20 protein-coding genes and 1 pseudogene are annotated in these 22,285 nt (G+C 70.5%); 11 read left to right on the top strand and 10 right to left on the bottom strand.

Annotated features, from left to right (window positions below):
* Window positions 1-138: 138 nt before the first annotated feature.
* Window positions 139-339 (top strand): DUF5999 family protein, encoded by a 201-nt coding sequence (locus AQJ91_RS25880; RefSeq protein ID WP_067026257.1) that lies wholly within the window; start codon window positions 139-141, stop codon window positions 337-339.
* Here AQJ91_RS25880 and sigJ read toward each other — a convergent pair whose 3' ends face one another.
* From sigJ to AQJ91_RS25830, 10 genes are all read right to left on the bottom strand, one after another.
* Window positions 340-1,236, bottom strand: coding sequence for an RNA polymerase sigma factor SigJ (sigJ, locus tag AQJ91_RS25875; RefSeq protein ID WP_067026551.1), 897 nt, complete (start codon window positions 1,234-1,236; stop codon window positions 340-342).
* 26 nt (window positions 1,237-1,262) lie between these two features.
* A complete protein-coding gene (locus tag AQJ91_RS25870; protein WP_067026255.1) occupies window positions 1,263-2,006 on the bottom strand; it encodes a PIG-L deacetylase family protein in 744 nt (247 codons plus the stop codon).
* Between the two features lie 63 nt (window positions 2,007-2,069).
* Window positions 2,070-3,371, bottom strand: a complete 1,302-nt coding sequence (locus tag AQJ91_RS25865) for an alpha/beta fold hydrolase (RefSeq protein WP_067026253.1) — start codon at window positions 3,369-3,371, stop codon at window positions 2,070-2,072.
* A gap of 100 nt (window positions 3,372-3,471) precedes the next feature.
* The gene (locus tag AQJ91_RS25860; protein WP_067026251.1) at window positions 3,472-4,497 is read right to left on the bottom strand and encodes a LacI family DNA-binding transcriptional regulator; all 1,026 of its coding nucleotides are present in this window, start codon (window positions 4,495-4,497) and stop codon (window positions 3,472-3,474) included.
* Window positions 4,498-4,577: 80 nt separating this feature from the next.
* Window positions 4,578-6,008 (bottom strand): BNR repeat-containing protein, encoded by a 1,431-nt coding sequence (locus AQJ91_RS25855; protein WP_067026250.1) that lies wholly within the window; start codon window positions 6,006-6,008, stop codon window positions 4,578-4,580.
* Window positions 6,009-6,070: 62 nt separating this feature from the next.
* The gene (locus tag AQJ91_RS25850) at window positions 6,071-6,391 is read right to left on the bottom strand and encodes an L-rhamnose mutarotase (RefSeq protein ID WP_067026247.1); all 321 of its coding nucleotides are present in this window, start codon (window positions 6,389-6,391) and stop codon (window positions 6,071-6,073) included.
* A gap of 17 nt (window positions 6,392-6,408) precedes the next feature.
* Window positions 6,409-7,491, bottom strand: coding sequence for a rhamnose ABC transporter substrate-binding protein (gene rhaS / locus AQJ91_RS25845; protein ID WP_067026245.1), 1,083 nt, complete (start codon window positions 7,489-7,491; stop codon window positions 6,409-6,411).
* 64 nt (window positions 7,492-7,555) lie between these two features.
* The gene (locus AQJ91_RS25840; protein WP_067026242.1) at window positions 7,556-8,587 is read right to left on the bottom strand and encodes an ABC transporter permease; all 1,032 of its coding nucleotides are present in this window, start codon (window positions 8,585-8,587) and stop codon (window positions 7,556-7,558) included.
* Window positions 8,580-9,620, bottom strand: coding sequence for an ABC transporter permease (locus AQJ91_RS25835; protein ID WP_067026240.1), 1,041 nt, complete (start codon window positions 9,618-9,620; stop codon window positions 8,580-8,582). The genes AQJ91_RS25840 and AQJ91_RS25835 overlap by 8 nt, the downstream gene beginning before the upstream one ends.
* A gap of 91 nt (window positions 9,621-9,711) precedes the next feature.
* The gene (locus tag AQJ91_RS25830; protein ID WP_067026238.1) at window positions 9,712-11,226 is read right to left on the bottom strand and encodes a sugar ABC transporter ATP-binding protein; all 1,515 of its coding nucleotides are present in this window, start codon (window positions 11,224-11,226) and stop codon (window positions 9,712-9,714) included.
* Window positions 11,227-11,499: 273 nt separating this feature from the next.
* Here AQJ91_RS25830 and rhaI point away from each other — a divergent pair, with 273 nt between their 5' ends.
* From rhaI to AQJ91_RS25790, 10 genes and pseudogenes are all read left to right on the top strand, one after another.
* Window positions 11,500-12,660 carry an L-rhamnose isomerase gene (rhaI, locus tag AQJ91_RS25825; RefSeq protein WP_067026236.1) on the top strand — a complete coding sequence of 387 codons (1,161 nt, stop codon included), beginning with the start codon at window positions 11,500-11,502 and terminating at the stop codon, window positions 12,658-12,660.
* Window positions 12,661-12,808: 148 nt separating this feature from the next.
* A complete protein-coding gene (locus AQJ91_RS25820; protein ID WP_067026234.1) occupies window positions 12,809-14,848 on the top strand; it encodes a bifunctional rhamnulose-1-phosphate aldolase/short-chain dehydrogenase in 2,040 nt (679 codons plus the stop codon).
* A 5-nt stretch (window positions 14,849-14,853) separates the two neighbouring features.
* Entirely contained in the window at window positions 14,854-16,290 is a 1,437-nt protein-coding gene (locus tag AQJ91_RS25815; protein WP_079085196.1) for a rhamnulokinase, read from the top strand.
* Window positions 16,291-16,396: 106 nt separating this feature from the next.
* Window positions 16,397-17,152: a (Fe-S)-binding protein gene (locus AQJ91_RS25810; protein WP_067026232.1), complete on the top strand. Its 756-nt coding sequence runs from the start codon at window positions 16,397-16,399 to the stop codon at window positions 17,150-17,152.
* Window positions 17,149-18,630 carry a LutB/LldF family L-lactate oxidation iron-sulfur protein gene (locus AQJ91_RS25805; RefSeq protein WP_079085191.1) on the top strand — a complete coding sequence of 494 codons (1,482 nt, stop codon included), beginning with the start codon at window positions 17,149-17,151 and terminating at the stop codon, window positions 18,628-18,630. The genes AQJ91_RS25810 and AQJ91_RS25805 overlap by 4 nt, the downstream gene beginning before the upstream one ends.
* Entirely contained in the window at window positions 18,627-19,307 is a 681-nt protein-coding gene (locus tag AQJ91_RS25800) for a LutC/YkgG family protein (protein ID WP_067026228.1), read from the top strand. The genes AQJ91_RS25805 and AQJ91_RS25800 overlap by 4 nt, the downstream gene beginning before the upstream one ends.
* Window positions 19,308-19,314: 7 nt before the next feature.
* A pseudogene (locus AQJ91_RS49995) lies at window positions 19,315-19,607 on the top strand (ATP-binding cassette domain-containing protein); the annotation flags it as partial.
* 59 nt (window positions 19,608-19,666) lie between these two features.
* A complete protein-coding gene (locus AQJ91_RS57425) occupies window positions 19,667-19,795 on the top strand; it encodes a hypothetical protein (protein ID WP_267891233.1) in 129 nt (42 codons plus the stop codon).
* Window positions 19,796-19,950: 155 nt separating this feature from the next.
* Window positions 19,951-20,808: an AAA family ATPase gene (locus AQJ91_RS25795; RefSeq protein WP_067026548.1), complete on the top strand. Its 858-nt coding sequence runs from the start codon at window positions 19,951-19,953 to the stop codon at window positions 20,806-20,808.
* Complete coding sequence (locus AQJ91_RS25790; RefSeq protein ID WP_067026226.1) at window positions 20,805-22,163, top strand: vWA domain-containing protein; 1,359 nt, start codon at window positions 20,805-20,807, stop codon at window positions 22,161-22,163. The genes AQJ91_RS25795 and AQJ91_RS25790 overlap by 4 nt, the downstream gene beginning before the upstream one ends.
* Window positions 22,164-22,285 lie beyond the last annotated feature (122 nt).

Below are 22,285 nucleotides of genomic sequence, written 5' to 3'. Positions count from 1 at the left end.
CGACCTGCGGACCGCCTGATCTCACCGATGAGTTTCCGGTGCTGTGGGGGTCTCCTCATCCAACGGAAAACAAGCTCGGCTACCACTGAGATGCGAGCCGACGGAAGCAGGAGCACCAACGCATCGAGGAGAGACGTCATGTGCAGCCACCGACCGGCGTGCCCCAGCGCCGACAGCCCCGACCACCACACCGCCGTGATCGTCTCGGCCCACCCCGAACAGGGCTGGAGCCTGCTGTGCAACGGCACCATCGTCTTCGACGACACCGGTGAACTCCTGCCGGACGGGCGGGTCGTGGACCCGCACCGTACGCTCGGCACGCTGGCCGTGGCCGTCTGACTACCCCGCGAGGCCGTCCGGCAGGTCGAGCCGGGCGAGCCGCTCGGGGTCGGCCAGGATGTGCATCTCGGTGATCCTGCCGTCGGCGATGGTGACGCCCATGACCGAAAGGGCCTGTCCGTCGGGGGCGTTGATGACGCCGACCGTGCCGTTGACCAGCACGAGCTGGGCGTGGTGCGCGAACTGGGCGAACATGAGGGCCTGTTCGGCGACCGGTTTGGCACCGCGTACCAGCTTGGACGCGGCCGCTCCGCCGACCAGCGCCCCGGCGTCGGCCCGCAGGACGACATCGGGGTCGAGGACCGCGAGCAGCGCCTCGAAGTCCCCGGCGCGGGCGGCGGCCATGAAGGCGTCCAGGACCTGCCGCTGCCTGGCGAGGTCGGGCTCGGCGGACGGCGTGGCACCGCGGACCCGGCGCCGGGCCCGACTGGCCAGTTGGCGGGTGGCGGCCGGGCTGCGCTCCACGATCGGCGCGATGTCGTCGAAGGGCACGGCGAACATGTCGTGCAGCACGAACGCCAGTCGCTCGGCGGGCTCCAGCGTCTCCAGGACCACCAGGAGGGCGAGTCCCACCGAGTCGGCCTGGAGCACCTCCTGTTCCGGGTCGATCTCCGACAGGGGCCGGATCACCGGGTCCGGGACGAACGTGTCGTCCAGCGGCTGCTCGTGGCGGCGGGTGCGCGAGCGCAGCATGTCGAGGCAGACCCGGCCGACCACGGTGGTCAGCCAGCCGCCGAGGTTGCCGATGGCGCCCGCGTCGCTCCGGCCGAGCTTCAGCCAGGCCTCCTGGACGGCGTCCTCCGCCTCGGCCAGTGAGCCGAGCATGCGGTAGGCCACGGCCTTCAGATGCCCGCGGTGCTCCTCGAAGCGGTCCGCGAGCAGCTCTCGTTCGTCCATCGTCGGCTCCCCCGCCGTCGTCATCGTCATCTGCTGAACAGTTCGAAGGCCACGGCCGGCGTCCCGCCGAACCGCTCCCCCGTCGTCTCCGCGTACCCGGTCAGGAACTCGCGTACGTACGTCTCCGGGTCCTCGTCCGTCAACACCTCGATGTAGGTGCGGTGTTCGAGCAGTGAGCGCACCGCCCGCTCCAGTCCCGGCGTCGCGTCCACGGCATGGGTGGGCGTGCTGGACCCGGCGACGGCGACCCAGCGGACGCCGTTCCAGGGCTCAAGACCCTGTTCGGTGAGCTCCGGGAAGATCCAGCGGTTGCCGGCGTCGCCCGCCGCGTCCAGGGTGGCGCGGCCGACCGCCACGTGGTCCGGGGTGTTCCAGGCGACGCCGCCCCAGGTGTCCCGGTGGTTGAGGGTGATCACCAGCTCGGGCCGGTGCCGGCGGATGGCGGCGGCGATGTCGCGGCGCAGGGCGGTGCCGTACTCGATCACGCCGTCCTGGTGGTCGAGGAACTCCACCGCAGTCACGCCGACCACCGCCGCGCTCGCCCGTTGCTCCCGCTCCCGCAGCGGGCCGCACTCGGCGGGCGGCAGCGTGTCGATGCCGGCCTCGCCGCGGGTCGCCAGGAGGTAGGCGACCTCACGGCCGGCGTCGGTCCAGGCGGCGATCGCCGCCGAGCAGCCGTACTCGAGGTCGTCGGGGTGTGCCACGACCGCGAGGCAGCGCTGCCAGTCCTCGGGCATGGGCCGGAGGTCAGTGGTCTTCGGCTCGGTCATGGGGCCAGCCTACGGGCGGAGGCCCGACGCACCGGACGGGTTTTCGATCATCGTCGGCACCGGTCACACCTCGTCGCGGGTGAGCGCCAGCAGCCGGTCCAGGACCCGGTCGCCGCTCGCCCGTACGCCGTCGTGCTCGAACTCGTCGGTGACCCAGGTGCGCAGGCCGCGGATCGTGCGGGCGGTTCGCAGGGCGTGGGCCGTGTCGACGTACATGTCGTCGTGGTAGACGGCCGCGGCGACCGGCACCTCGTTGGCGGCGAGGCGGGCGGGGTCGTAGAGGGGCTGCCAGTCGGTGCGGGCGGCGAGGAGTTCGGCCGTCTCGCGCAGCGGGCGCAGCGCCGGGTCGCAGTCGAACATCCAGGGGTGGATCGTCTCGCCGGTGAACAGCAGCGGTCCGTCGCCCGCGAGCGCCTTGGCCGCGTCGAACTGCGGGAACTCGGCGCGGACCCGCTCGGCGGACCAGCCGGTGGGGCGCGCGTCCTGGCCGTAGATCGCCTCGTGGACGAGGGCGTACAGCGGGTGGCCGGCGTACGACAGGTGGCCCTGGAGCGCCTCCTGGAACGCGTCGGACAGGGTCGTGCCCAGCGGGGTGCGGACGAAGGCGTGTTCCAGGAGGTAGTGCAGGCGGTGGCTGCCGTCGGTGCCGCCGAGGAGGATGCCGAGGGACTGGAAGGCCTCGGCGGTCAGCCGGTAGCCGTTCGGCAGCACGACCTCGTGGGTGAGGAGGTGGTCGGCGATCTGCCGGGCGCGTTCGACGTCCTGCGGGTAGCGGGCGTAGTGCGCGGCGACCTTGCGTTCGACGCGCGGGTAGGCGGCGCGGTAGACGTCGTCGGCGTGGGCGTCGAGCGAGGGCAGGCCGCCGGTGATGAGCGCGGTGCTCAGGCCCTCAGGGGCGGTGGACAGGTAGTTCACCGTGCAGAAGCCGCCGAAGCTCTGCCCGAGGACGGTCCAGGGGGTGCCGCCGGTGATCTCCGTGCGGATCGTCTCGCAGTCGCGGACGATCGAGTCGGCGCGGAAGTGGGTGAGGTAGTCGGCCTGTTCGGCGGGGCCGCCGCGCAGCGGGAGCGTCTGGCGGTTGGCGGGGGCGGAGTGGCCGGTGCCGCGCTGGTCGAGGAGGAGGACGCGGTACTCCTTCAGGGCGCGGCCGAGCCAGGCCTGCTTGCCGACGAAACGCTGCGCTCCGAAGCCGGGGCCGCCCTGGAGGTAGACCAGCCACGGCAGGTTCTGTCCCGCCCGCTCGCTCGCGACGACCTCACGGGCGTAGAGCTCGATGCTCTCCCCCGCCGGGTCGTCGTGGTCGAGGGGCACGGTGAAGTGGCGGTCGGTGAGGACGAGGCCGGGTTGGCGGTAGCTGACGGTCAACGGTGCTCCAGGGGCGGAGGGTGTGCGGGCCGCGACCCAGTTCAGCACATGTCCGTCCGGCGAACACCCCCGGGATCATGAAATCTTACTGACCTGCCGGTCAGCGGGCGGAGAGGCTGGACCGCCGTACCACCAGCTCGGGCTGGAGGACGACCCGCCGGTGCTCGTGCGCGCGAGGGCCGGTCTCCGTCTCCGTCTCCTCCAGCAGGAGTTCGGCGGCCAGGGCGCCCATGGTGACGGCGGGCTGCCGTACCGAGGTGAGGGGTACGGCTGCGGCGGCCGCGAACTCGATGTCGTCGTAGCCGACGATCGCGAGGTCGTCCGGGACCTTTATGCCGGCCGCGTACATGGCCTGCAGCACGCCGAGGGCGAGCAGGTCGTTGGCGCAGAAGACGGCGGTCGGCCGGTCGGCGAGGCCGAGCAGGCGTGCGCCGGCGTCCCGGCCGGCGGCGACGTCGAGCCGTTCGGTGGGCAGTTCGCGCAGGACGTCGGGGCCGAGGCCGGCCTCGGCGAGCGCGTTCAGGGCGCCGGTGCGGCGGTCGCGGACCTGGTTGAGGCCGGGCGGACCGCTGACGTAGGCGATGGAGCGGTGCCCGGCGTCCACGAGGTGGCGTACGGCCAGGGCGCCGCCCGCGACGTCGTCGACGGAGACCGAGCACTCGGTGGTGCCCTCGGCGACCCGGTCGACGAGGACGAAGGGGATGTTGTGGCGCCGGAACGCCTCGATGTTGCGGCCGCTCGCGTCGGCCGGCGTCAGCAGGACGCCGCGGACCCGCTGCTCGGCGAAGAGCGACAGGTAGTCGGCCTCCTCGCCCGCGTTCTGCGCGCTGTTGCAGACCATCACGCCGAGGCCGGCCTCGCGCGCGGCGCGCTCGGCGCCGCGCGCCACGTCGACGAAGAACGGGTTGCCCATGTCGAGGACGAGCAGTCCCATGATCCGGCTGCGGCCCGCGCGCAGCTGACGCGCGGACTCGCTGCGGACGTAGCCCAGCCGGTCTATCGCGGACTGCACCCGCGCCCGGGTCTCGGTCGCGACCGAGTCCGGACGGTTGATGACGTTCGAGACCGTGCCGACGGAGACTCCGGCGGCGCGTGCGACGTCCTTGATACCCACCGACTGGGCCATGGGGCAGGGACCTCCAGGGGGAACGAGGGGCGGCGGGAAGGCGGCTTCACATTACCCTCACGCCGCCCGTGCGCCTTCGGTCAGGCGGGCAGGCTGAAGTTGAGGCTGCGGAGCGCCGACGGCGTCGTACCGCTGGACTTCTCCTGGTACATGACCGACAGGAAATGATCCTGACCGATCCGCGTCTCGTCGAACACGACCTCACCGAAGGCGTTCAGCCCGGCGGTGACGCCGTCGTACAGCGTCGTCCAGTCGGTGTACCCGGAGGCCGCGGAAGCGCCGGCGATCCGGCAGAACGGGAAGATCGCGTAGGCGTTGTCGTACTTGTCGAGGAACAGCTTGGTGCGCTGGCTGGAGTTCAGCGGCACCGGTATCTCGGTCTTCTGCCAGGTGCCGGAGGCGTTCTTGCGGACGTGGAAGGCACGGCCGTTGTTGGTGCGGTCAGTGACGTAGTTCGTCGTGCACTGCCCAAAACGGCCGGGGACGTAGCTGATGATCGCGTGGGGGCGTCCCGCCGAGTCGGTCCACTGGCTCTCCTGGTTCATCAGGGAGTGGTCCGGGTTCAGCGAGTCGATCACCAGACCGCTGTCCGTGACCGCGACCTTGTCGGAGCCGCCGGTGGTGCCGACGACGGTGCCCGCGTTGTTGCGCCAGGTGCGGCCGCGGTCGTCGGAGTAGACGTAGCCGGTGTCGTGGTTGGTGATGCCGCCGCTGTTGCACATCACGGCGTTGTTCTGCTCTCGCCAGGTGAAGAAGGAGTGCAGCCGGCCGTTCTTGTCGTAGTCGATGCCGTGCAGGTACATGTTGCGGGCCGTCGAGGAGCCGTGCTCGCTGGTGTACGTCCCGGTGGAGCTGGTCCACTCGCCGAGGTTGGTCCAGGACGTGCCGTCGTACTCGGCGAGGGCGTTGCGGCCATTGCCGGAGATGGCTACGCGATAGCTCAGCTGGAGCTTGCCCTCGGGTGTCGAGATGAACTGCGGGTAGGTGAACTGCGAGGTGAGGGCGAGGCCGTCGAGGGTGGACTGGGGGGCGCCGAACCGGCTGGTGGTCCAGCTCATCCCGGCCGGGTTGTCCATGAGTCCCGCCACCGACTTGACGTAGGTGAAGCCGTCGCTGTGGGAGTCCATGTTGAGGTGCAGCCGGCCGTCGACCTTGGAGATGCCCATGGAGATGACATTGTGGGAGTCGTTGTACCGGAGGGTGTGACCGACCTTGACGGTGGACCACGTGGTCGACGGGAACTTGCGGCGGCCGACGACGGCGTTGCGGTCGGCGGTGTACCAGACGGCGTACTGGTAACCCTTGTAGGTCAGCATCGCGTTCTTCTGGAACGAGTTGTTGTTGACCAGGCCGTTGTACGACACGAAGAAAAGGGCCTGGGTGTCCAGCGTGGTGCTGCCGGTCAGGGTGACCGAGGGGCCGGGGTCGGCGGCCCGTGCGGTTCCGGCGCCGAGGGCGGGGGTGGCTACGGCGCCCAGTGCGGCGGCGGCCAGCAGCGTACGTCTCTTCATCTCGGGGGACTCCATTGTCGGCGAGGTGCGGGGAGCGGGAAGAGCAGGGGTCGAGCGGGGGGTCAGGCCAGGTGGAACACCTCAGTGAGCGGTTTCATGGCCTCGTCGGGCCGGGCGCCGTCCAGCGACTCGAAGAACGGCGCCATCTCCGCCTGCCAGCGGGCGTTGACATCGGTGGCTTCCATGCCGGCCTGGGCGGCCTCGAAGTCCTCGGTCTCCAAGTAGCCGACGAGCAGGCCGTCCTCGCGCAGGAAGAGCGAGTAGTTGTGCCAGCCGGTGGCCGAGAGCGCCTCGAGCATCTCGGGCCACACGGCGGCATGCCGCTCGCGGTACTCGTCGAGGCGGTCCGCCCTGACCTTGAGCAGGAAGCACACGCGCTGCATCAACAACCCTCCGGATATCAGAAGTTGAACTGGTCGATGTTCTTGGCGTCGAACACGGTCGGCTTGCCGAGGCTGATCACGCCGTCCTTGCCGATGGTGAACTCACCCATGTCGCCGGCCGTGAAGGTCTCGCCCTCCTTGCCGGTGATCTGGCCGGAGACCAGGGCGACGGCGGTGCGGGCGGCGAGCTCGCCGAGCTTCGACGGGTCCCACAGCTCGAAGCCCTCGACGGTGCCGTTCTTGACGTACTTGCGCATGTCGTTCGGGGTGCCGAGGCCGGTCAGCTTGACCTTGCCCTTGTACTTGGAGCCGGACAGGTACTGGGCGGCGGCCTTGATGCCGACGGTGGTCGGGGAGATGATCCCCTTCAGGTTCGGGTACTCCTGGAGCAGGCCCTGGGTCTGCTGGAAGGACTGCTGGGCGTCGTCGTTGCCGTACGCGACCTTGACGAGCTTCATGTCCTTGTACTTCGGGTCCTTGAGCTCCTCCTTCATGAAGTCGATCCAGATGTTCTGGTTCGTCGCCGTCTGCGCGGCGGACAGGATCGCGATCTCGCCCTTGTAGCCGATCTGCTCGGCGAGCAGCTGCACCTCGGTGCGGCCGAGGTCCTCGGCGCTGGCCTGCGAGACGAAGGCGTTGCGGCAGTCGGCCTTGGTGTCCGAGTCGTAGGTGACGACCTTGATGTCGTTCTTCATGGCCTGCTTGAGCGCGGTGCACAGGGCGCCCGGGTCCTGCGCGGACACGGCCATCGCGTCGACCTGCTGCTGGGTGAGCGTGTTGACGTAGGAGACCTGTCCGGAGGTGTCGGTGGCGCTGGACGGGCCGACCTCCTTGTAGCTGGAGCCCAGCTCCTTCAGGGCCGCCTCGCCGCCCTTGTCGGCGGAGGTGAAGTAGGGGTTGTTGACCTGCTTGGGCAGGAAGCCGACGGTCAGGCCCTTCTTCAGTTCGGCGTTCGGGTCGGCCTTGCCGGCGGTGGCGGCGGAGGCGCTGTCGTCGCTGACGTCCTCCTTGGTGGTGCCGCCGCAGGCGGTGGCGGCCAGGGCGAGCGAGGTGACGGCGGCGAGGGCCGCGCAGGTACGGCGGATGGATGACTTGCGCATGACTGGTTTCCTTACGAGGGTGAGCGGGGTGTGACTTACGAGGTCGTCCGTGGCGTCAGTTGACCTAGGGGGTCGGACTGGGCGCCTTGGACACCGGCGCTGAGGCGGCTCTGCGCCCGGCCCTCGCGACGGAGATCTGGCGTGCGACCCGGGGGCCGAGCACGGAGAGGACGAGCAGGACGCCGGTGACGACGATCTGCGACTGGGCGGAGACGTCCTGGAGGCTCATCACGTTCTGCAGCGCACCGAGCAGGAAGACTCCCGCGATCGCACCGCCGAGCGTGCCCTTGCCGCCGTCGAAGTCGATTCCGCCGAGCAGTACCGCGGCGACGACGGAGAGTTCGAGGCCGGTGGCGTTGTCGAAGCGGGCGCTGGCGTAGTGCAGGGCCCAGAAGATGCCGGTGAGGGAGGCCATCAGGCCGGTCACCGTGAACAGGATCAGCTTCTGCCGCTTGACCCGGATGCCGGCGAAGCGCGCGGCCTCCTCGCTGGCGCCGGTCGCGAACAGCGACCGGCCGAACGGGGTGGCGTGCAGGGCGACCACGGCGATCGCGAGCAGCGCCAGGAAGGGCAGCAGGGCGTACGGGATGAAGGTGTCGCCGATGCGTCCGGCCGCGAAGTCCAGGTACTGCGTGGGGAAGTCGGTCACCGCGTCGGAGCCGAGCACGATCTGCGCGATGCCCCGGTAGGCGGCGAGGGTGCCGATGGTGACGGCGAGGGACGGCAGTCCGAGCCGGGTCACCAGCAGACCGTTGATCAGGCCGCAGACCACACCGAGCAGCAGGCAGATCGGGATGATCGTCTCGATCGTCATGCCCTGGTTCCACAGGGCGCCCATCACGGCACCCGACAGACCGGCGGTGGAGGCGACCGAGAGGTCGATCTCGCCGGAGACCACGAGCAGCGTCATGGGCAGGGCGATCAGCGCGATCGGCAGGGTGTTGCCGATCAGGAACGACAGGTTGAGGGCGTTGCCGAAGCCGTCGACGGTGCCGAAGGACAGCAGCAGGACGACGATGAGGAGGGCGCCGACGACTGCATCCCACCTTTTCAAGGCGGACCAGCGGATGGCTCGGCTAAGCGAGAAGTCAGCCATGGCGGGCGTTCCTCTTCTTCAGGGCGGTGGCCACGCGCAGCGCGACGATCCGGTCGACCGCGATGGCGAGGATGAGCAGGATGCCGTTGATGGCGAGCACCCAGACCGAGCTGACGCCGAGGGCGGGCAGCACGCTGTTGATGGAGGTCAGCAGCAGCGCGCCGAGGGCTGCGCCGTAGACGCTGCCGGAGCCGCCGGTGAAGACGACGCCGCCGACCACGACCGCGCTGACGACGGTGAGTTCGTAGCCGTTGCCGGTGCCGGAGTCGACGTTGCCGAACCGGGCCAGGTACAGGGCGCCGGCGAGACCCGCGAGGGCGCCGCAGAAGGTGTACGCGGCCAGGATCCGCTTGCGGACCGGGATGCCGGCGAGGCGGGCGGCCTCGGGGTTGGAGCCGAGCGCGTACAACTCGCGCCCGCTGCCGAAGTGCTTGAGGTAGTACGCCGTCGCCACCAGTACCGCGAGGGCGATCATCGCCAGCCACGGCACCGCGGAGATACCGCCGGAGCCGAAGTCCACGAAGCCGTCGGAGAGGTCGGCCGCGGTGATCTGGCGGGAGCCGACCCAGATGGAGTCGATGCCGCGGATGATGTAGAGCGTGCCGAGGGTGACCACGAGCGCGGGCACCTGGCCGAGGCTGACGAGCAGGCCGTTCAGCAGACCGAAGGCGATACCCATCAGGACCGCCAGCAGCACGGCCACGACGGGGTTGCCGCCGCCCTGGAGGAACGTACCGGCCGCGAAGGCGCTGATGCCGAGCGTCGAGCCGACTGACAGGTCGACGTTGCGGGTGATGACCACCAGCGACTGACCGGTGGCGACCAGCACCAGGATGGTCGCGTTGAGCAGCAGGTCCTTGATGCCCTGCTCGGTCAGGAACTCGCTGTTGCCCGCCTGGGTGACGCCGATCATCACCAGGAAGACGAGCAGGATGGCCAGCTCCCGCATCTTGAAGACGCGGTCGGCCAGGCGGGTGCCGCTGGACTTGGGCACCTCCGCCACGGGGGCTTCGTTCGGGGTGAGCACCGTCATGCCGCCCTCCTCTTGTTCGCTTCTCCGCCCACGCGGCGCAGAGGTGCGGGCATCGTGTTCATCTGCGGCCCGGCGGCCACGCGTGCGTCGCTCACGCGGCCCTCCCGGTGGCTGCGGCCATCACGGTTTCCTCGGTGGCGTCGGAGCGCTGGATCTCGGCGGTCAGGCGGCCCTCGTGCATCACCAGCACGCGGTCGGCCATGCCGAGGATCTCGGGCAGGTCGGAGGAGATCATCAGGACGGCCACCCCGTCGGCGGCCAGCTCGCTGAGCAGCCGGTGCACCTCGGCCTTGGTGCCGACGTCGATGCCTCGGGTGGGCTCGTCGACGATCAGCACCTTGGGGCCGGTGGCGAGCCACTTGGCGAGGACGACCTTCTGCTGGTTGCCGCCGGACAGGGTGTTGACGGTGTCGGCGATGCGGGCGTACTTGACCTGGAGCCTGACGGCCCAGTCGAGGGAGCGGCTGCGTTCGGCGCCGCGGTCCATGAGGCCGGCCTTCACAGTCGTACGAAGTCCGGTGAGGCCGATGTTGCGCTCGATGGACATGTCCATCACCAGGCCCTGGGCGCGCCGGTCCTCGGGGACGAGGGCGAGCCCGGAGGCCATGGCGGTGGACGGGGCGCCGTTGATCAGGGCCTTGCCGTCGACGGAGACCTCGCCTGCGTCCCAGCGGTCGATGCCGAACACGGCCCGCGCGACCTCCGTACGGCCCGCGCCGACGAGGCCGGCGAGACCGACGATCTCGCCGCGCCGCACGTCGAAGGAGACGTCGGTGAAGACGCCCTCGCGGGTCAGCCGGCGCACGCTCAGGGCGACCTCGCCCGGCGTCACGTCCTGCTTGGGGTACAGCTCTTCGAGGTCGCGGCCGACCATGCGGCGGACCAGGTCGTCCTCGGTCATGCCGTCGAGCGGTTCGCTGGCGATCCAGGCGCCGTCGCGCAGGGTGGTCACCCGCTGGCAGATCTGGAAGATCTCCTCCAGCCGGTGCGAGATGAACAGGACGGCGGCGCCCTGTTCGCGCAGGGTGCGGACGACGCCGAAGAGACGGGCGACCTCGCTGCCGGTGAGGGCGGCGGTCGGCTCGTCCATGATCAGGACGCGGGCGTCGAAGGAGAGCGCCTTGGCGATCTCGACGATCTGCTGGTCGGCGATGGACAGGCCGCGGGCGGGGCGGTCGGGGTCGAGTTCGACGCCGAGACGCTGCATCAGGGCCAGGGTCGCCTGGTGGGTGGCCTTGTGGTCGATACGGCCGAGGGCGCGCCGGGGCTGGCGGCCCATGAAGATGTTCTCGGTGATCGACAGATCCGGGAAGAGGGTCGGCTCCTGGTAGATCACGGCGATGCCGGCGTCTCGGGCGTCGCCTGGGCCGTGGAAGACGACGGGCGCACCGTCGAGCAGCACCTGGCCGGCGTCCGGCCGGTGCACTCCGGCGAGTGTCTTGATGAGGGTCGACTTGCCCGCGCCGTTCTCTCCGGCGAGGGCGTGCACCTCCCCGGGAAACAGCTCCAGGGAGACGTCCCGCAGGGCGCGGACAGCGCCGAAGGACTTCGAGATGTCCTTGAGCGCAAGAACCGGGGCCGGACCCGTGGTGGACGGGTGGGTCATGGGGGCTCCTCGACGACGCCGGCGGGACGGCCCTCTCGGCGTCGTGAAAGGTTTCAACTTGGTTGCCGGGACGTTAGGCATGCAGCGCATGTCACGTCAATGGGTACGGGTCGAAAAAGTTTCGATGAACGAAGGTAACGGCCGAGTCACGGGCAACAGCCTTGGCCACAGGGCTTGACACCCCTCCGGGGGACTCATAGCTTCCCCTCTTGAATCGTTTCACAGCGAAGCCTTTCAGAAGACCTTCCGACCCGACGTCACAGGAGCCCTCAAGTGACCGAGCTCGCAGCGGTGAAGGCCGCGCTCAAGACCCAGGCCGTCGAGACGCCGTCGTGGGCGTACGGGAACTCTGGGACGCGGTTCAAGGTGTTCGCCCAGCCGGGCGTTCCCCGCACACCGCAGGAGAAGCTGGACGACGCTGCTCAGGTGCACGCGTTCACCGGCGTGGCCCCGACCGTCGCCCTGCACATCCCCTGGGACAAGGTCGAGGACTACGCCGCGCTGGCCAAGCACGCCGAGGACCGTGGCGTGAAGCTGGGGGCGATCAACTCCAACACCTTCCAGGACGACGACTACAAGCTGGGCAGCATCTGCCATCCGGACGCGGTGGTGCGGCGCAAGGCGCTCGATCACCTGCTGGAGTGCGTCGACATCATGGACGCGACCGGGTCGACGGACCTGAAGCTGTGGTTCGCCGACGGGACGAACTATCCCGGGCAGGACGACCTCCGCGCACGGCAGGACCGACTGGCCGAGGGCCTCGCCGAGGTGTACGAGCGGCTGGGGGACGGGCAGCGGATGCTGCTGGAGTACAAGTTCTTCGAGCCGGCCTTCTACTCGACCGACGTGCCGGACTGGGGGACCGCCTACGCCCACTGTCTGAAGCTCGGCGAGAAGGCTCAGGTCGTCGTCGACACCGGGCACCACGCGCCCGGCACCAACATCGAGTTCATCGTCGCCACGCTGCTGCGGGAGGGGAAGCTCGGAGGGTTCGACTTCAACTCGCGGTTCTATGCGGACGACGACCTGATGGTGGGCGCCGCTGATCCGTTCCAGCTGTTCCGGATCATGTACGAGGTCGTGCGTGGGGGCGGGTTCTCGCCCGAGGTCGCGTTCATGCTCGACCAGTGTCACAACATCGAGGCGAAGATTCCGGCGATCATCCGGTCGGTGATGAATGTGCAGGAGGCCACGGCGAAGGCGCTGCTGGTCGACCGGGCGGCGCTGGGCGAGGCCCAGCGGGCCGGGGATGTGCTCGAGGCGAACGCCGTGCTGATGGACGCGTACAACACCGATGTGCGGCCGTTGCTGCGTGAGGTGCGGGAGGAGATGGGGCTTGCCCCCGATCCGATGGGGGCGTACCGGCGGTCCGGGTGGGCCGCGAAGATCGCTGAGGAGCGGGTTGGCGGGCAGCAGGCGGGGTGGGGGGCGTAGGCGCTGCATCGCGTCTGCCTGATGATCACTGTTGCAGGCTGCGGGCCGTGTGTGGCTGGTCGCGCCCACGCGGCGGAGCCGCACATCAACACAGCCCCGCGCCCCTGAAGACGTATCCCCACCCTCTTTCGGACAAGGACTGAATCTCATGGCAACCCATCCCGAAGCCGCCCACCTTCTCGAGCGGTCGCATCGGCTTGGCGCCGATCCTCGGAACACCAACTACGCCGGCGGCAATGCCTCGGCCAAGGGCACCGACACCGATCCCGTCACCGGCGGTGATGTCGAGCTGATGTGGGTCAAGGGGTCCGGGGGTGATCTCGGGACGCTCACCGAGGGCGGGCTGGCCGTGTTGCGGCTGGACCGGATGCGGGCGCTCGTCGACGTGTATCCGGGCGTCGAGCGTGAGGACGAGATGGTCGCCGCCTTCGACTACTGCCTGCACGGCAAGGGGGGTGCCGCGCCCTCCATCGACACCGCCATGCACGGGCTGGTCGAGGCCGCGCACGTCGATCACCTCCACCCGGACTCCGGTATCGCGCTGGCCTGTGCCGCCGACGGGGAGAAGCTGACCGCCGAGTGTTTCGGCGACACCGTGGTGTGGGTGCCGTGGCGGCGGCCCGGGTTCCAGCTGGGGCTGGACATCGCCGCGGTCAAGGAGGCCAACCCGCAGGCCATCGGGTGCGTGCTCGGCGGGCACGGGATCACCGCCTGGGGTGACACCTCCGAGGAGTGCGAGCGGAACTCGCTGCACATCATCCGGACCGCCGAGGCGTTCCTCGCCGAACGTGGCAAGACGGAGCCCTTCGGTCCCGTCATCGAGGGCTACGGTGCGCTGCCCGAGGCCGAGCGCCGGGAGCGGGCCGCGGCTCTCGCGCCGTACGTCCGGGCCGTCGCCTCCCAGGACAAGCCGCAGGTCGGGCACTTCACCGACGCGGACGTCGTCCTCGACTTCCTCGCCGCTGCCGAGCACCCGCGGCTCGCCGCGCTCGGGACCTCCTGCCCCGATCACTTCCTGCGGACCAAGGTGCGGCCGCTCGTCCTCGACCTGCCGCCGACCGCCCCGCTGGACGAGGCGATCGCGCGGCTCGACGAGCTGCACGCCGAGTACCGCGAGGAGTACGCCGCCTACTACGAACGGCACGCCCTGCCCGACTCCCCCGCCATGCGCGGTGCCGACCCTGCGATCGTGCTGGTCCCCGGGGTCGGCATGTTCTCCTTCGGCAAGGACAAGCAGACCGCCCGGGTCGCCGGTGAGTTCTATGTCAACGCCATCAATGTGATGCGCGGGGCCGAGGCCGTCTCGACGTACGCGCCCATCGAGGAGTCCGAGAAGTTCCGTATCGAGTACTGGGCGCTCGAAGAGGCCAAGCTGCAGCGGATGCCGAAGCCCAAGCCGCTGGCGACACGTGTCGCTCTGGTGACGGGTGCGGGCAGCGGGATCGGGAAGGCCATCGCGCATCGGCTCGTCACCGAAGGCGCGTGTGTCGTGATCGCCGACCTCAACGGTGACAACGCGCAGGCCGTCGCCGAGGAGCTCGGCGGTCCCGACAAGGCCGTCGCCGTGACCGTCGACGTCACCTCCGAGGAGCAGATCGCCGAGGCGTTCAAGACCGCCGCGCTCGCCTTCGGTGGCGTCGACCTGGTGGTCAACAACGCCGGTATCTCCATCTCCAAGCCGCTGCTGCAGACCTCGGCCAAGGACTGGGACCTCCAGCACGACATCATGGCGCGCGGTTCCTTCCTCGTGTCGCGTGAGGCGGCCCGGGTGATGATCGCGCAGAAGCTGGGCGGCGACATCGTCTACATCGCCTCCAAGAACGCCGTCTTCGCCGGGCCCAACAACATCGCCTACTCCGCCACCAAGGCCGACCAGGCCCACCAGGTGCGGCTGCTCGCCGCCGAGCTGGGCGAGCACGGCATCCGCGTCAACGGCGTCAACCCGGACGGTGTGGTGCGTGGGTCCGGGATCTTCGCGGGCGGCTGGGGCGCCAAGCGTGCCGCCGTGTACGGCGTGGAGGAGGAGAAGCTCGGCGAGTTCTACGCCCAGCGGACCATCCTCAAGCGCGAGGTGCTCCCGGACCATGTCGCAGGCGCCGTCTTCGCGCTCACCGGCGGGGACCTGACGCACACCACCGGGCTGCACATCCCGGTCGACGCCGGCGTCGCGGCCGCCTTCCTCCGGTGACGGCCGTGAAGTCGTACGCCGCGGTCGACCTCGGCGCGTCCAGCGGGCGCGTCATGGTCGGCCGCGTCGGCCCCGACAGCCTGGAGCTGACCGAGGCGCACCGATTCCCCAATCGGCCCGTCCGGGTGCCCGAGGGGCTGCGCTGGGACGTCCTCGGGCTGTACGCGGGTGTCCTGGACGGGCTCAAGGCCACCGGGCAGGTCGCCTCCGTCGGCATCGACAGCTGGGCCGTCGACTACGGGCTGCTGGACGCCGACGGGGCGCTGCTCGGCAACCCCGTGCACTACCGGGACGCCCGGACCGAGGGCGTCGCGGAGAAGGTCTGGGCGACCGTCCCGGCCGAGGAGCTGTACGCGGCCACCGGGCTGCAGTACGCCCCCTTCAACACGCTGTACCAGCTGACCGCGGCCCGGGCTTCGGCCCAGCTGGCGCACGCCCGGCGGCTGTTGCTCATCCCCGATCTGCTGGCGTACTGGCTGACCGGCGAGCAGGGCACCGAGCTCACCAACGCCTCCACCACCCAGCTGATCGATCCCCGGACACGCGACTGGTCGTACGACATCGCCGCGCGGCTGGGCATCGACCTGGATCTGTTCGCGCCGCTGCGGCAGCCCGGCGATCCGGCGGGGGTGCTGCGGGCCGAGGTGCTGGAGGCGACCGGGCTGGCCGGGCCCGTACCGGTGACGACGGTCGGGTCGCACGACACCGCCTCCGCCGTGGCCGCCGTACCCGCCGCGGGTGAACGGTTCGCGTACATCTGCACCGGGACCTGGTCGCTGGTGGGGCTGGAGCTGGGCGCTCCCGTGCTGAGCGAGGAGAGCCGGGCCGCCAACTTCACCAATGAGCTGGGGCTGGACGGCACGGTCCGGTATCTGCGGAACATCATGGGTCTGTGGCTGCTCCAGGAGTGCGTACGGGCCTGGGGCGAGCCGGAGCTGGGCGGGCTGCTGCTGGAGGCCGCCAAGGTGCCGGCGCTGCGGTCGGTCGTGGACGCGGGGGACGCGGCGTTCCTCGCGCCGGGGCGGATGCCGGAGCGGATCGCCGAGGCGTGCCGTGCCTCGGGGCAGCCGGTGCCCGGGTCGCCCGGCGAGATCACGCGCTGCATCCTCGACTCGCTGGCCCTCGCCCATCGCCGGGCGGTCGCCGACGCCCAGCGGCTGGCCGGCCATCCGGTCGACGTCGTTCACATCGTGGGCGGCGGGACCCGCAACGCCCTGCTGTGCCAGCTGACCGCCGATGCCTGCGGGCTGCCGGTGGTGGCCGGCCCGACCGAGGCGGCCGCCCTCGGGAACGTCCTCGTCCAGGCGCGGGCCGACGGTCTCGTCGGCGACCTCGCGGACGGGCGGCGACTGCTCACCCGTACGCAGGCGCTGACGCGCTACGAACCTCAGGGCGACCCGGCGCGGTGGCTCGACGCGGAGGCCCGGCTCACCCGAGGGTGAGCGGGGACTCCCCCGGACCGCATGCCCGGACTACTCCCCCACTACGCTGAACGCGTGTGGGTGGTGCCCTCATCACTCATCCGATGATCGATCGCAAGGAGCCGCGATGCGTGTCGCCCTGTTCCTGACCTGTGTCAACGACACGCTCTATCCGGACACCGGACGCGCCGTACTGAAACTGCTGACCAGGCTGGGCGTCGAGGTCGACTTCCCGATGGCCCAGACCTGCTGCGGGCAGGCGCACTACAACACCGGCTACCGCCATGAGGCAGAGCCGCTGGCCCGGCATTTCTCCGATGTCTTCGGGGAGTACGAGGCGATCGTCACGCCGTCCGGGTCGTGCGGGGCGATGGTGCGGGAGCTGTATCCGCGGATGGGTGAGCGGGCCCGGGCCGAGGGGCGCGGGGACACGCTCGCGGCCACTCTGGCGCCCGTGGTGCCGAAGACGTACGAGCTGACGGAGTTCCTGGTGGACGTGCTGGGGGTGACGGACGTCGGGGCGTACTACCCGCACAAGGTGACCTACCACCCGACCTGTCACGGCCTGCGCGGACTGGGGCTCGCCGACCGGCCGCGGCGACTGCTCCAGGCCGTCAAGGGGCTGGAGCTGGCGGAGCTGCCGGGGGCCGAGGAGTGCTGCGGGTTCGGCGGCACCTTCGCGCTGAAGAACCCCGATGTCTCGGCGGCGATGGGCACGGACAAGGTGCGCAACGCCGAGTCGACCGGCGCCGAGGTGCTGTGCGCGGCCGACAACTCCTGTCTGATGCACATCGGCGGCACCATGACCCGGCTCCGGACCGGCATGCGGCCGGTGCACATCGCGGAGATCCTGGCGAGCACGGAGGAGGAGCCGGCGGTATGAGCGGAACCTTTGTCGGTATGCCGGCCTTTCCCAAGGCCGCGCACGAGGCCGTGCACGACCAGACGCTGCGCGGCAACCTGCGGCACGCCACACACACCATCCGCGCCAAGCGGGCGAACGCCGTCGCGGAGGTGTCGGACTGGGCGGAGCTGCGGGAGGCGGGCAAGCAGATCAAGGACCATACGCTCCGTCATCTCGACCGGTATCTCGTGCAGTTGGAGGAGTCCGTGACGGCCGCGGGCGGCACCGTCCACTGGGCCGCGGACGCCGACGAGGCCAACCGGATCGTCGCCGACCTGGTCAAGGCGACCGGCGAGTCGGAGGTCGTCAAGGTCAAGTCCATGGCCACTCAGGAGATCGGGCTCAACGAAGCCCTGGAAGCCGAGGGCATCCGCGCCTACGAGACCGATCTCGCCGAGCTGATCGTGCAGTTGGGCAAGGACCGGCCCTCGCACATCCTCGTCCCCGCCATCCACCGCAACCGCGGCGAGATCCGCGACATCTTCCGCAAGGAGATGAGCGAGTGGGGCCGCCCGGCGCCCGAGGGGCTGACCGATACACCCGCCGAACTCGCCGAGGCAGCGCGCCTCCACCTCCGCGAGAAGTTCCTGCGCGCCAAGGTCGGCGTCTCCGGCGCCAACTTCATGATCGCCGAGACCGGCACCCTGGTGGTCGTCGAGTCCGAGGGCAACGGACGGATGTGCCTGACCCTGCCCGAGACGCTGATCTCGGTCGTCGGCATCGAGAAGATCCTGCCGACCTGGCAGGACCTCGAGGTCTTCCTGCAGACACTCCCCCGCTCCTCCACCGCCGAGCGCATGAACCCGTACACGTCCACCTGGACCGGCACGACCGACGAGGACGGGCCGCAGAACTTCCATCTCGTCCTGCTCGACAACGGCCGCACCGACACGCTCGCCGACGAGGTCGGACGCCAGGCCCTGCGCTGCATCCGCTGCTCGGCGTGTCTCAACGTCTGCCCGGTGTACGAGCGGGCCGGCGGCCACGCCTACGGCTCGGTCTACCCGGGCCCGATCGGCGCCATCCTCAGCCCCCAACTGCGGGGCACGCAGAGCGAGATCGACGCCTCGCTGCCGTACGCGTCGTCGCTGTGCGGGGCCTGCTACGAGGTGTGCCCGGTCGCCATCGACATCCCCGAGGTACTGGTGCATCTGCGGGAACGGGTCGTGGAGGGCGGTGAGGTGACGCGCGAGGGCAACAAGGTGGTGCTCAAGCCCGCGAAGGGCCATGCGGCCGAGCGGGCGGCCATGCGGGCGGCACGCTGGGCGTTCTCCCGCCCGGGCGCCCTGCGCACCGGCCAGCGGCTGGCCTCGCGCACCCGCCGCTTCCACCCGCGGTCGCTGCCGGGTCCGGGCAAGGCGTGGAGCGGGACCCGGGATCTGCCGGCGGTGCCCTCGGAGCCGTTTCGGGACTGGTGGCAGCGTACGAACGGCGGAAAGGACGGCGGCGCGAAGTGAGCAGCAGAGAACGGATCCTGGGCCGGGTGCGGCGTGCTCTCGCGGACGTGCCGGCGGCCGAACGACAGGACGACACGCCGTACAAGCAGGCGGTTCCGCGTGACTATGTGCGCGTGCACGGGGACCGGAGTGTCGCGGAGACAGTGGATCTGCTGGCGGAGAACCTGGCGGACTACCGGGCGATCGTGCACCGCTGCACGGCCGGCGATCTGTCGGTGACGATCGCCGGGATGCTCGCCGCGCGCGGTGCGAAGACGGTGCTCGTGCCGCCGGGCCTGGATGCGAAGTGGCTCTCGGCGGCGGAGGCCGAGCGGGTGCCGGACCTGGCCGGGAGCACGCCGGACGAGCTGGACCGGGTCGACAGCGTGGTCACGGCGTGCGCGGTGGCCGTCGCCGAGACCGGCACCATCGTCCTGGACGGCTCCCCCGACCAGGGCCGCCGCCGCATCACCCTCGTCCCCGACCACCACATCTGTGTCGTACGGGTCCCGGAGCAGGTCGTGTCGTCGGTCCCGCAGGCCCTCGAACGCCTCGACCCGGCCCGCCCGTTGACCTGGATCTCGGGGCCGTCGGCCACCAGCGACATCGAGCTGGACCGGGTCGAGGGGGTACACGGTCCGCGCACCCTGGAGGTGGTGCTGGTGGACGGTCAGGAGAGTGCGGACGTCAGCTCGTAGCGGTCGGGTGGCTTGGCCGTCCGCTTCACGTACGACGGCCGTGCACGACCTCCTTCCAGGTGTCCGAGAGTGAGCTGGTCACGCTGGTCGGGCCGTCTGGGCGCGGCCAGACGACGACCATGATGATGGTGAACCGGCTCATCGAGCCGACGTCGGGGCGGATCCTGATGAAACGGCGAGGACATCGCGACGGTCGACCCGGTGCGGCTGCGCCGCCGTGACGGATACATCATTCAGCAGGTCGGACTCTTCCCGCACCGCACAATCCTCGACAACACGGCGACCGTGCCGGCGGTGGTGCGGGTCCCGGACCCTGTACGGCAGGGAACATAAGTTCCTTCATCGAGTGCGTAACCGTTGTGCGTGATGTTCGTTGCGGGGCCGCGGTGGTCGCGGTCGCGGCGGCGGTGACGCTGGGCACGAGCCTGGCGACGGCGCGGCGGATGCTGCGCACTCCGGCGGTGGGGGCGGTGGCCGTGGCGTCATGAGGGCGACCGGTTCGGTGCGGCATGGAGCGGCTGCTTCGGTGGCCGCCCTTTCGCGTGCGCGGCCGCTGGCCAAGGGGGCGACATCAGGTGACAGCGGTGGTGAACAAGCGCTTAGATAGTGCCCCGGTACTGCCGCCGACCTGGAGGCCCAGTTGCTGTTCACATCCGTCGACGACGTCTCCGCCCGTCTCGCCGAGACCGGCTATCTCGCCTCGCCCGCGGTCGCCACGACCGTCTTCCTCGCCGACCGGCTCGGCAAGCCGCTCCTGGTGGAGGGACCGGCCGGTGTCGGCAAGACGGAGCTCGCCAAGGCCGTCGCCGAGGTCGCGGAGGCGCGGCTGGTCCGGCTGCAGTGCTATGAGGGGGTAGACGAGTCCCGGGCGCTGTACGAGTGGAACCACGCCAAGCAGCTCCTGCGCATCAGCGCGGGCCGCGACGAGACATGGGACGAGACGCGCACGGACATCTTCAGCGAGGAGTTCCTGCTCACGCGCCCGTTGCTGACGGCGATCCGCGGCGACGACCCGAAGGTGCTGCTGATCGACGAGACCGACAAGGCGGACGTCGAGGTGGAGGGCCTGCTGCTGGAGGTGCTCAGCGACTTCCAGGTCACGGTCCCCGAGCTGGGCACGATCACGGCGACGCGCCGCCCCTTCGTCGTCCTCACCTCGAACGCGAGCCGCGAGCTGTCCGAGGCACTGCGCCGCCGCTGTCTGTTCCTGCACATCGGCTTCCCGGACGAGGAGTTGGAGCGCCGGATCGTACGGCTGAAGGTGCCGGACCTCGACGCGGCGCTGGCCGAGTCGGTCGTACGGGTCGTGGGTGCGCTGCGGGCCATGGACCTGCGGAAGGTGCCGTCGGTCGCCGAGACCATCGACTGGGCGCGCACCCTGCTCGCACTGGGCGCCGGCACACTCGACGAGACCGTCGTACGCGACACCCTGGGCGTCCTCCTCAAGCACCAGGACGACGTCCTGAAGGCGGCCGCCAAGCTCGACCTGGACGCCCTGTGACCACGCCCGCCGGTGTCGCCGAGCGGCTGACGTCGCTGGTGGCCGCCCTGCGCGCGCACGGTGTCCGGATCGGCACCGGCGAGACCGTGGACGCGGCGCTGGCGGTGCAGGCCCTGGGGCTGGCGGACCGGGAGCGGCTGCGTGAGGGGTTGGCGGCGACACTGCTGCACGGCACGGGCCAACGGCCGGTGTTCGACCCGGTCTTCGACCTGTACTTCCCGCGCGGCGTCGGCGCGCCCGGGCAGGAGCCCGCCGGGCGGGACGACCTGCGGGACCGGCTCGCGGCCGCGCTCGCCGACGACGACCAGGCAGTGATGGGCCAGTTGGCCGTCGAGGCGGTCGACGGCTTCGGCGGATACGGATCGTCGCCGGAGTCGGACGGCTGGTCCTCGCACCAGACCCTCGACCGGCTGCGCCCGCAGACGCTGCTCGCCCGTGTCCGTGACAGCATCCGTGCGCAGGGCGGGAATCCGGGGTTCACCGACCGGCTGCTGGAGGACGAGATCCGGCGGCGCATCGAGGAGTTTCGGAGACTGGTGGCGGTGGAGGCGCGGCGCCGGGTCGCCGAGCGGCGAGGCCGGGACGAGATCGCCCGGCGCGCGGTGCCCCCGACCGCCGACCGGGTCGACTTCCTGTTCGCCGGGAAGGCCCAACTGGCGGAGCTGCGCAGGGCGGTTCAGCCGCTGGCTCGCAAGCTCGCGACCCGGCTGGCGGCTCGTCGCCGCAGTGCCGCGCGGGGCACGATCGATCTGCGGCGGACGCTGCGCGGCTCGCTGTCCACGGGCGGGGTGCCGATGAGGCCCGTGCTGCGCCGACGCCGCCCCGTCCGCCCCGAACTGGTGCTGCTGTGCGATGTGTCGGGCTCGGTGTCCGGGTTCTCGGACTTCACGATGCTGCTGGTGCAGGCGCTGCACGACCAGTTCAGCAAGGTGCGGGTGTTCGCCTTCGTCAACCGGATCGACGAGGTGACCGGGCTGCTCGTGCCCGGCACCGCCGATCCCGAGGGCCTCGGCGCCCGCATCCACGCCGAGGCCGCGCTCACGGGCTGGCACGGCAGCAGCGACTACGGCGTCGCATTGGGCGAGTTCGCGGAGCGGTACGCCGACGCGGTCGGTCCGCGCACCACCGTGTTCGTGCTCGGTGACGCCCGTACGAACATGAGCGACCCGAACCTGGCTGCCGTCCGGCAGATCACCGAACGGGCCCGCCGCGTCTACTGGTTGAACCCGGAGGCGCTCCCCCAGTGGGGCACTGGCGACTCCGCCGCCCCCGCCTATGCCGAGCTGGTCGAGATGCACGAGTGTCGCAACGCCCGCCAGCTCAGCGGGCTGGTCGCCCGCCTGCTGCCGGTGTGACCGGACGGGCCGGCGGGGCGACCCTCAGGACAAATCAGGGTCGTCCGGGAGAAATCAGGGTTCGTCCCTGATGTCCGGCCGTCGGCGGTTGCCTAATCTCACTCGTAGTGGAGGGGGAACCG

The sequence above is a fragment of the Streptomyces dysideae genome (assembly GCF_001514305.1).
Taxonomy (GTDB): Bacteria; Actinomycetota; Actinomycetes; order Streptomycetales; family Streptomycetaceae; genus Streptomyces; species Streptomyces dysideae.
The sequence above is the reverse complement of the archived record's forward strand: the minus strand, read 5'-3'. Positions and strand labels throughout refer to the sequence as shown.